Origin of the sequence: Paenibacillus rhizolycopersici, assembly GCF_014947195.2 — a bacterium.
GTDB classification, from domain to species: Bacteria; Bacillota; Bacilli; order Paenibacillales; family Paenibacillaceae; genus Fontibacillus; species Fontibacillus rhizolycopersici.
Genome location: NZ_JADCNN020000006.1, coordinates 229,386 through 238,625, shown reverse-complemented (window position 1 = coordinate 238,625; position 9,240 = coordinate 229,386). Strand labels below are relative to the sequence as shown.

Below are 9,240 nucleotides of genomic sequence, written 5' to 3'. Positions count from 1 at the left end.
GATCTAACACGCAAGTACGTTTCGTATCCAGTTTTCAAGGATTAAACCTTGAATTTATGGCTTGGAGAGATACCCAAGTGGCTATAAGGGGACCCTCTGCTAAGGGGTTAGACTGCGTAAGCGGTGCGAGGGTTCGAATCCCTCTCTCTCCGCCATTTGTACAAGCTTATATTGTGGCGGCGTAGCTCAGCTGGCTAGAGCGTACGGTTCATACCCGTGAGGTCGGGGGTTCGATCCCCTCCGCCGCTACCATAACATCTCGGAGGCTTAGCTCAGCTGGGAGAGCATCTGCCTTACAAGCAGAGGGTCGGGGGTTCGATCCCCTCAGCCTCCACCATCATCGACACCTTGCAAACAAATCATTTTTACACCGTGCCGGTGTAGCTCAACTGGTAGAGCAACTGACTTGTAATCAGTAGGTTGGGGGTTCAAGTCCTCTCGCCGGCACCATTTACTTCACGCGGAGCCGTGGTGTAGAGGCCTAACATGCCTGCCTGTCACGCAGGAGACCGCGGGTTCGAATCCCGTCGGCTCCGCCATTTATTTAAATATTTCCACCGTAAAGTGGGAAAGTGACCAACTTCACCGCTTTATTTTTTTGGAAATTTTCTGTAAAACCTATGGCTCGGTAGCTCAGTCGGTAGAGCAGAGGACTGAAAATCCTCGTGTCGGCGGTTCGATTCCGTCCCGAGCCACTTTTATGCTCCTACATTATTTTCGGGTAATTCGGGTAGCATAATTCATATGGAGGCTTAGCGAAGTGGCCAAACGCAGCAGACTGTAAATCTGTTCTCTGACGAGTTCGGTGGTTCGAATCCATCAGCCTCCACCAGTTTTTATGAGCCATTAGCTCAGTTGGTAGAGCACCTGACTTTTAATCAGGGTGTCGAAGGTTCGAGTCCTTCATGGCTCATATCCAAAGCCGTTGACCTTAGGGTTGACGGCTTTTTTGCGCTAAAGCGGGATTTACGTTTACACCAGCGGGTATGATAAAATGAATTTAATCAACACTAAAATGCATGGAGAGAAAGGCAACGCTATGGAAATCAAATGGCTGATACAGCAAGTGGAGAGCGTTATCGGTACGTCATTATCGGAGAGCGTGTGGCAATTACAGGCCTGGAACGACGCCATTCCGAATTCAGATGGCCGGAGTTCCGGTCCTTTTCGTATCGAGCATCGGTGGGTATGGCTCGTGGAACGTCAGCAAGGAAACGTTCGCGTGCTTGAGACGGAGCTTTCCCAGGTAACCGAGGCGGAGGCGCAACTCATTCAATTGCTTTTGTCCGCGGCTCGAGAATCGTCTCATATGATACCAAGCCCGAAGCGAGACGATGAGACACGCAGCATCCAACTAGGGGAATGGTTGCAGGAGCGTATAGAGCTGGGAGAACTGAACCAGCCGCTTCCCGAGCATTATTCCATGAAGCCGAAGCTGAAGGGACGAATGCTGCCCTTTTTGCTGAATTGGGAGAGTTCGGGGCAAGGTCAGGCCCTTTCTTTTTCGAAACTGAACAAGCTCTTGAAGAGTTATTTCGGCGGTGAAGTGATCTTAATCCCGCTGAAAGAGGATTGGCTGATCCTGCTGGCCGAAGAGCTGTTTATGAGCTTGCGGGAAGAGAGCGAAGAAGCGGCGGAGACAGAACGAGACCTGCTGGGCGCGCTTTGCCAAGGGCTATACGAGCTCGTAACCAACGAATGGGTCGGGGGATTTCATCTGACGGTAGGGGGCACATTAATCGGGGAGACAGAGTTGGCATCCGCCACGTTGTTCTTGCGTCAGACACTGGCCCTCGGTCGAGTGTTTAATATTACCGATCAAATCCACTTGCCTTGGGAGCTGAAGTTGGAGAGGCTCGTATACAGTATCCCGGAGGAGCAACGCCGTCAGTTCACCCTGGAGCTTGGGGACCGTGCCGGCCTGTTGCAAGACGAGGAGACGTTGACGACGCTGGAGACGTTTTTTGCGTTGGACTGTAATGTTAGCGAAACCGCCAAACGGCTTTATATTCACCGGAATACCTTATTATATCGGATTGATAAATTCAAACAGGAGACCGGACTGGATGTGCGGACGTTTAACGACGCTGTTTTGGTCAAGCTGGAGCTCTTATTGTATAAAGTGACGAAAAGGCCATGAGTTTTTTGTGCAGTTTGTGGATGGATGTGTGAACTCCTATCGACTAATATATAAATATAAAATGTATCCGATTTCATAAAGGTCATAGAACCCTTACCAACAAATTTACTTATGGGAGGCCAAACACATGGCAGGCGTACGCTTAGAACACATTTTCAAAAAATACCCGGGTGCTGCAAAAGCAACCGTAGAAGACATCAACCTTGATATTGCGGATAAAGAATTCCTCGTACTGGTAGGTCCATCTGGTTGCGGTAAATCCACAACTCTTCGGATGATCGCTGGTTTGGAAGAAATTACTGAAGGTAAATTGTACATCGGCGACCGCGTCGTGAACGACGTTGCTCCGAAAGACCGCGACATCGCGATGGTATTCCAATCCTACGCGTTGTATCCGCACATGAACGTTTATCAAAACATGGCGTTTGGTTTGAAATTGCGTAAAGTGAAGAAAGACGAAATCGACCAACGCGTTCGCGAAGCTGCAAAGATCCTCGACATCGAGCATTTGCTGGATCGCAAACCTAAAGCTCTTTCCGGTGGTCAACGTCAACGGGTTGCCTTGGGCCGCGCAATTGTCCGCGATCCTCAAGTGTTCCTGATGGACGAACCGCTTTCCAACTTGGATGCTAAACTGCGCGGTCAAATGCGCGCGGAAATCACGAAACTGGTTAAACGTTTGGAAACCACTTGCATCTACGTAACCCATGACCAAATCGAAGCTATGACGATGGGTGACCGCATCGTGGTTATGCACGACGGTATCATCCAACAAGCTGCTTCTCCAGAAGAGCTGTACAACCAACCGGGCAACATCTTCGTTGCTGGATTTATCGGTTCCCCTACGATGAACTTCGTAAACGGTACTCTGGCAGAAGAAGCCGGTACAGTTCGTTTCAAAGCGAACAACATGGACGTTGTTGTGCCTCAAGGTAAAGCAACCGTTCTGAAAGAAAAAGGCTACATCGGCAAAGAAGTCATCATGGGTATTCGTCCTGAGGACATCCATGAAGAGCCAGTATTCCTGGAAGCTTCGCCGCAAACTGCATTCACCGCTAACGTGTACCTGACGGAAAACCTGGGTCACGAAATGCAATTGTACCTGAACGGTGCTGGCGGCGACGGCCTGATCGCTCGCGTAGACGGCCGCTCCAACACGCGTGAAGGTGACAATGTTAAACTGGCGATCGATATGAACAAAATTCATATCTTCGACAAAGAAACAGAACGCAACGTATTCTTCGGCTAAACCGTTAAGCGTTGAAGAAACCGCCCTTCGGGGCGGTTTTTTTGTTAAGCGGGAGGATTGACAGCTCCGAAACATGGAACCCGGGGCTGCTCCCGGGGCAATGATTGATTTACGTGACAATTTCCTTTACGATGAATACATTGAGTGATCCTGTAACAAGATGAATGAATGCCGTAATGGCAGCTTATATTGGAGCCGGAGCTTGTTGAGACGAGGAACCCGTTGGGGATGCCGGCAGGGGAAAGGAAGAGCACCATGGCTAAAAAAGTGAAAGTATCCGAATTGGTTAACCAGTTCGGGCTCGAGGTGGTTTCCGGAGAGCAGGGCTTAAAGCGTGCGATCACGGTGGATGATCTGTATCGTCCGGGTCTGGAAATGGCCGGCTATTTTGAATACCATCCGCCGGAGCGCGTTCAGATCTTGGGGAAAACGGAGTTGGCTTTCTTTGAGATGCTTCCGGAGAAAGAGCGCAGAGATCGTATGGAGCGTTTATGCAGCAGTGAGGAAACTCCCTGCATTATCGTCACTCGGTCTTGGAATGTGCCGGAAGAATTAATTGAAATCAGTTCGGAGAAGCAAATCCCGGTTCTTCGCAGCAGCATGGCCACAACCATACTCTCGAGCCGGATCACGAGTTTTCTAGAACGGAAGCTGGCGCCAACGGCGACCATTCACGGGGTTCTCGTCGATGTTTATGGCGTAGGGATGCTGATTACGGGCAGCAGCGGTATCGGGAAGAGCGAAACCGCACTTGAGCTGGTGAAGCGCGGTCACCGTCTGATTGCGGACGATGCCGTAGAAATCCGGCAAACCTCGGACAATCAATTGCATGGTTCGGCACCCGAACTGATCCGTCACCTGTTGGAAATCCGCGGTGTCGGGATTATCAATGTCATGACGTTGTTTGGCGCCGGGGCGATCCGTAACAATAAGCGGATTACGCTGGTGGTCAGATTGGAAGCTTGGCAGCAGGAGAAGCAATATGATCGGTTGGGGCTGGATGAGGAGACGACGCGAATCATCGATACCGATGTGCCGTTGGCCACGATTCCTGTACGCCCGGGGCGGAACTTGGCTGTTATCATCGAGGTGGCTGCGATGAACTTCCGTTTGAAGCGGATGGGGTATAACGCCGCGCTGCAGTTTACGACAAAACTGACCGAAACGATTGCGGAAGATATCGACGATTTGGATTAGGAGCGTGAACGATGGGCACTTTGTTTTTGGACCCGATCGCATTTTCCATCGGGGGCTTGAAAGTACACTGGTATGGGCTGATTCTAGGAAGCGCTGCATTGGTTGGCCTTCTGTTAGCGGTATGGGAAGGGAAGCGATTCCGCATTCCCCAGGAATTCTTTATGGACTTGCTGTTGCTGGGGGTGCCGTCGGCAATTATTGCCGCGCGGATTTATTACGTCGCATTTATGTGGGACGATTACAAAAATAACTTCTGGGATGTCTTTAAGATCTGGAACGGCGGTATCGCGATTTATGGGGCACTCATCGGTGCAATTATTTGCGCGGTGATCTTTGTGCGTCGCCGTGGATATAACTTCTGGCGAATTGCTGATATTTGCGCCCCGGGGCTCATTATCGGGCAAATGATTGGGCGTTGGGGGAACTTCGTCAATCAGGAAGCTTATGGCGGTCCGACGACCGAAGAATTTTTACGAAATAGCCTGCACTTGCCGTCGTTTATCGTAAATCAAATGAATGTGCAGGGGACGTTCCATCACCCTACGTTTTTATATGAATCGTTATGGAACCTGGTGGGATTGATGCTGCTTCTCATCTTGCGCAGACAGAAGTTTCTGCGGTCTGGTGAATTGTTCGCGTCGTATTTCATCTGGTATTCGATCGGACGGTTCTTCATTGAAGCGCTGCGGACCGACAGCCTGGCTTTCCAAGGGGCTGCTTGGCTCGCTTCTTTCGTGAACGGGCTGTGGTCGCCGATGACCTGGTTCGGCTTTGAGTTGGGCTATCTGGCCCCGTCTTACGGTAACGTCCGTATTTCGCAACTGCTCGCCATTGGGATTGTGATTGCCGCTGTTATTTTCATTATTGTGCGACGCCGTACGGTAAGTGATTTGCCGTACTACAGCGATCCGATTACTTCCACGAAGGTAGCCGCTGTGGAGGTGCCAGGAGCAGTTGGAAATGCCGAACCGGTGAAGGTGGAGCCGGCCAAGACAACGGAGGAACAACCGGAAGTTCCGGAAGAGAAGAAGGAGTAGCGACTGCATGATAGACACCGTGTTATTTGATTTAGACGGAACGATCATTAATACCAACGAACTGATTATTACGACATTTGAGCATGTCATTGAGAAGAACGGCTTGAAGCCGCATACCCGGGAAGAAATGATCCCACATATGGGGATGACGCTGGAGCATCAACTGCAGACTTTCTCGGGTAGGCAGGACGTCGCCGATCTGGTGGCGGATTACCGGAAATACAATCGGGAACGTCATGATGAACTGATCCGTGACTTTCCGCATGTGAAGGAAGTGATCTCAAGGCTGCACGAACGGGGGATCACGATGGGCATCGTCACGACAAAGATCAAGGAAACGACGCTGCTCGCCTTGGACATGTTCGGGTTCAAACCGTATATGAAGGCAATCGTAACGGTGGAGGACGTGAAGCATCCCAAGCCGCATCCCGAACCGATTCTGACGGCGCTGCGCGAGTTGAACGCCGATCCAGCGCGAACGCTGATGGTCGGTGACAGTGCGGCAGATCTGCAATGTGCGAAGGCGGCCGGCGTGCAGGCTGCCGGTGTGGCTTGGTCTTTGAAAGGCGAAGCGGTGCTGCGTAAGTATGATCCTGACTACATCCTCCAGGATATGACCGATCTTTACGGTATCTTAGGTTGGGAGCCGGTGAAGTCGTGAGACAAGTCAAACGGTATCCGGTCGAAGGGCCTAACGCGCTTTGGCAGCTATACCGAACGGTAAGCCCGTGGAAGGGCGTCCGCAATTTTATTTTTATCCAAATTGCCCGGTACTGCCCGATTCTTTCCGTTAAGAATGCGATTTATCGACGGGTTTTGGGTATGAAGGTCGGCGAGCATACGGCGTTTGGGCTGATGGTGATGGTTGACGTATTTTTTCCGGAGTTGATAACCGTCGGGCGTAACTCGGTGATCGGTTACAACACAACGATCCTGGCCCATGAGTACCTGATCAAGGAATACCGATTGGGTGAGGTACGGATTGGCGACGAGGTAATGATTGGGGCGAACAGCACCATTCTCCCTGGCGTCACGATCGGGGACGGCGCAGTTGTCGCGGCCGGATCAGTGGTACATAAAGACGTGGCTCCGGGCACCTTTGTCGGCGGTAATCCGCTGCGGGTGCTGGAGCGGAAGAGCCCTAGTTGATGCACGCATGACCTAGGGAGCTCGAAGTGGCAGTAAGACTCGGCTAGTCAGGTTGCATGGAGGAGTAACTCGAGCTCGATGTATCTTAACGAGCGAGACACATATGCTGGTGCGCTAACGCTAGCTGACTAGGAACGCTATTGTGACCAATTCGGCGCTGTTGAGATTCTAACGACGCTGAGCAACGCTATTTCGAGGAAAACACCTGATTACGGCAGAAAATAGAGACAATAAGCATTGTGGTCAGCGTTAGAATTGCAAAACGGTGATTTTGGCAGATATAAGCATTGTGGCAAGCGTTAGAAGTTAAGCTGAATTAAAAAAAGCGGCCTCGAACCGGCGACTTGCCGATCGGGACCGCTTTTTGCGTATTATTTGAGTGGGATCTTGAATTGTTGGGGTTTGTAGTCCAAGGTTTCCGTTAGCGTGAAGTTCAGCGGTTGGGAATATTGACGCGACTCCAGTTTGAAACTGATCGTCTCCACGTCGTCATCAAGACGATACGAGGGAAAGTCATTTTCGCTCAGAATTCGATAGGTGTTCCCTTTATCGTCCGTAAAATGATCCTCAACGCGGTATGGCATCGCTATCTTGGATTCAGCACTTTGATGCATATACAAGCGTATCTCGATCGATTGTTTACCGGGAACGACTTCAATCATCTCTACGGCCGGGTTTGGAGCAATGAGTTGATTCTTGTCTGTATCAACCGCGAGATTCAGTGTCCTTGAAACTGGGGTTCCAAAACCGTCGATTTGGAGCGTGACTTCGTTCCAATCCGTGTAATAAAGGCTTTCAAAATCAATCCCAGAGAGATAAGGCGTCGAGGTCTTCCCGTTCCCGTAATCGTAAATGATGCCTCTAGATTTCGTGTATCGCCAAAATTGATCCTCCCCGTGCTCGCCCAGATACAGCTTGGCCTCAAGGTAATCCGTCATGGGTTTATCCACGATTTTCTGCGGCTTGAACAGGAGCGTCGTGCTCAGCGGCCGCAGGACGATTTGGTCCACTGTCAATGGCTTGCCGTAGAGGATTGCGGTTTGATTCACGGAAAGGGTCTTCTTCAGATTGGCATAAGGACGACTGCTCCATCCGAAGCGGATTTTGGCAAGAACATCCCCATTGATGGCTTTGGAATCTATAGCAAAGCCAGCTTGAGTCGGCGCATCTTGATCAAAGGTGATCTTAAAGTAGCTATGTTTAACATCCTTAGAATCAACAAATGATGTACCGCTTTGTCTAGGAAGGTTGATAAATATATCCCCATCCTTATCGATCAGATAGCCATAAAGGTTATCAACGGCTTTCACATCCTCAGAATTGACCATCGAATAAAATACCACCACCGTCCGCCCATCGGCCAGTACGCCGTCGACGGTGACCTTTGTTCCAGCCACCTCTGTCGACTTGTTGATTGGCTGGTATAAGCCGTGTTCGGCGGCTCTCTCCATCTCGGAGGTCATCAAGGATGAGACATAGCTTGGAATGACTTTATTCGGACTGGCTGTTGTGGAAAATAAGAATGAGCCAACAAACGGGCTCCCACTTGGCCAAACGAACAGCAACAACAGGCACACGGCCAGCGTCCCTGCTGCTCCGGCTGTCCAGGCCAGACCCCGGCGTAGCTGCCATTTGCCGCGTAGGCTTCTTCCCTGTTCCAAGCCGCGCCGGATCGCCGCGTCCAGTTGCTCGTTTCCGATCTGCTTCTCGGCCAACCGAACCCCGTCAAAATAACGAGCCAATCGCTGATCTTCCTCCCGATCAACCATAATACAATTCACCTCCCACATCCATATGGCGGCGTAGCTGCTTCAGGCCCTGATGCTGCCAGGTCTTGACGGTCCCCTCTGGACAGTTCAGCACCCGGGCGATCTCCGCCAGGGTCATGTCTTGATAATACTTCAGCGTCAATACATGACGGTATTTGGGCTTGAGCCGATCCAATGCCGAATCTAGATCCATTTTGAATACGCTGACCATTTCTCCAGTTGCCTGCACCGTTTCCGCCACGTATGGAAGAACTCTTTTCCGCCGTTTGAGCTCATCGATGCAGCAGTTGATCAAGATCCGGATCAGCCAAGGAATGAAGGCCTCAGGATCCTTTAGGCGCCGGCATTTGATCCAAGCCTTGCACACCGTTTCCTGAATCGCCTCCAAGGCGTCCGCTTCGTTGCGCAGATAGCTGTAGGCGATGCCGTAGAGCTTTCGCCGATGGATGGATATCAACTGATAAAAGGCTTGTTCGTCTCCGCTGCAGGCAGCGGCAGCCCATTCTCTCTCTTCCAATTCGGGCCCCTTCCTTCCCATATGAAATGCAGCGAATAGGGATTACCGGCCGGTAATTTCATTCCCTGTAGTTAAAGACGGCGAAGAAGGTCAAACGGTTTTACGATGGACCAACTTCTGGTATAGTGAAAAGAGCACACGATAGAAACTTTTGCCAAAAACGGGCGTCTAGTACATAAATA

8 protein-coding genes and 8 tRNA genes are annotated in these 9,240 nt (G+C 50.8%); 14 read left to right on the top strand and 2 right to left on the bottom strand.

Going from position 1 to position 9,240, the window contains the following annotated elements; genetic code table 11:
- Positions 1-63 precede the first annotated feature (63 nt).
- The 14 genes from IM700_RS09325 (at position 64) to IM700_RS09260 (ending at position 6,772) form a co-directional block, all read left to right on the top strand.
- Positions 64-155: transfer RNA gene (locus IM700_RS09325), tRNA-Ser, on the top strand.
- Positions 156-175: 20 nt separating this feature from the next.
- Positions 176-252: transfer RNA gene (locus IM700_RS09320), tRNA-Met, on the top strand.
- A 9-nt stretch (positions 253-261) separates the two neighbouring features.
- Positions 262-337, top strand: a tRNA-Val gene (locus IM700_RS09315).
- Between the two features lie 37 nt (positions 338-374).
- Positions 375-450: transfer RNA gene (locus IM700_RS09310), tRNA-Thr, on the top strand.
- Positions 451-462: 12 nt separating this feature from the next.
- Positions 463-539, top strand: a tRNA-Asp gene (locus tag IM700_RS09305).
- An 83-nt stretch (positions 540-622) separates the two neighbouring features.
- Positions 623-695: transfer RNA gene (locus tag IM700_RS09300), tRNA-Phe, on the top strand.
- A gap of 51 nt (positions 696-746) precedes the next feature.
- Positions 747-832, top strand: a tRNA-Tyr gene (locus IM700_RS09295).
- An 8-nt stretch (positions 833-840) separates the two neighbouring features.
- Positions 841-913, top strand: a tRNA-Lys gene (locus IM700_RS09290).
- A gap of 81 nt (positions 914-994) precedes the next feature.
- The gene (locus IM700_RS09285) at positions 995-2,140 is read left to right on the top strand and encodes a PucR family transcriptional regulator (RefSeq protein WP_193417307.1); all 1,146 of its coding nucleotides are present in this window, start codon (positions 995-997) and stop codon (positions 2,138-2,140) included.
- 127 nt (positions 2,141-2,267) lie between these two features.
- Positions 2,268-3,389 carry an ABC transporter ATP-binding protein gene (locus tag IM700_RS09280; protein ID WP_155606901.1) on the top strand — a complete coding sequence of 374 codons (1,122 nt, stop codon included), beginning with the start codon at positions 2,268-2,270 and terminating at the stop codon, positions 3,387-3,389.
- Positions 3,390-3,644: 255 nt separating this feature from the next.
- Complete coding sequence (gene hprK / locus IM700_RS09275) at positions 3,645-4,586, top strand: HPr(Ser) kinase/phosphatase (RefSeq protein WP_155606902.1); 942 nt, start codon at positions 3,645-3,647, stop codon at positions 4,584-4,586.
- A gap of 11 nt (positions 4,587-4,597) precedes the next feature.
- Complete coding sequence (gene lgt / locus IM700_RS09270; RefSeq protein WP_193417306.1) at positions 4,598-5,623, top strand: prolipoprotein diacylglyceryl transferase; 1,026 nt, start codon at positions 4,598-4,600, stop codon at positions 5,621-5,623.
- Between the two features lie 7 nt (positions 5,624-5,630).
- Complete coding sequence (ppaX, locus tag IM700_RS09265) at positions 5,631-6,284, top strand: pyrophosphatase PpaX (protein ID WP_193417305.1); 654 nt, start codon at positions 5,631-5,633, stop codon at positions 6,282-6,284.
- Positions 6,281-6,772: an acyltransferase gene (locus IM700_RS09260; RefSeq protein ID WP_193417304.1), complete on the top strand. Its 492-nt coding sequence runs from the start codon at positions 6,281-6,283 to the stop codon at positions 6,770-6,772. Before ppaX ends, IM700_RS09260 begins: the two co-directional genes overlap by 4 nt.
- A gap of 371 nt (positions 6,773-7,143) precedes the next feature.
- On the opposite strand, the gene IM700_RS09255 is transcribed toward IM700_RS09260, so the two are convergent.
- The gene (locus tag IM700_RS09255; protein ID WP_193417303.1) at positions 7,144-8,541 is read right to left on the bottom strand and encodes a DUF4179 domain-containing protein; all 1,398 of its coding nucleotides are present in this window, start codon (positions 8,539-8,541) and stop codon (positions 7,144-7,146) included.
- Positions 8,534-9,058, bottom strand: coding sequence for a sigma-70 family RNA polymerase sigma factor (locus tag IM700_RS09250; protein ID WP_239483724.1), 525 nt, complete (start codon positions 9,056-9,058; stop codon positions 8,534-8,536). Before IM700_RS09250 ends, IM700_RS09255 begins: the two co-directional genes overlap by 8 nt.
- Positions 9,059-9,240: the final 182 nt, after the last annotated feature.

Excerpts from the sequence above, each read along its gene's own strand:
- IM700_RS09285 (WP_193417307.1), top strand. The coding sequence starts at position 995 with ATGAATTTAATCAACACTAAAATGCATGGAGAGAAAGGCAACGCTATG.
- ppaX (WP_193417305.1), top strand. The coding sequence starts at position 5,631 with ATGATAGACACCGTGTTATTTGATTTAGACGGAACGATCATTAATACC.
- lgt (WP_193417306.1), top strand. The coding sequence starts at position 4,598 with ATGGGCACTTTGTTTTTGGACCCGATCGCATTTTCCATCGGGGGCTTG.
- hprK (WP_155606902.1), top strand. The coding sequence starts at position 3,645 with ATGGCTAAAAAAGTGAAAGTATCCGAATTGGTTAACCAGTTCGGGCTC.
- IM700_RS09280 (WP_155606901.1), top strand. The coding sequence starts at position 2,268 with ATGGCAGGCGTACGCTTAGAACACATTTTCAAAAAATACCCGGGTGCT.
- IM700_RS09255 (WP_193417303.1), bottom strand. The coding sequence starts at position 8,541 with ATGGTTGATCGGGAGGAAGATCAGCGATTGGCTCGTTATTTTGACGGG.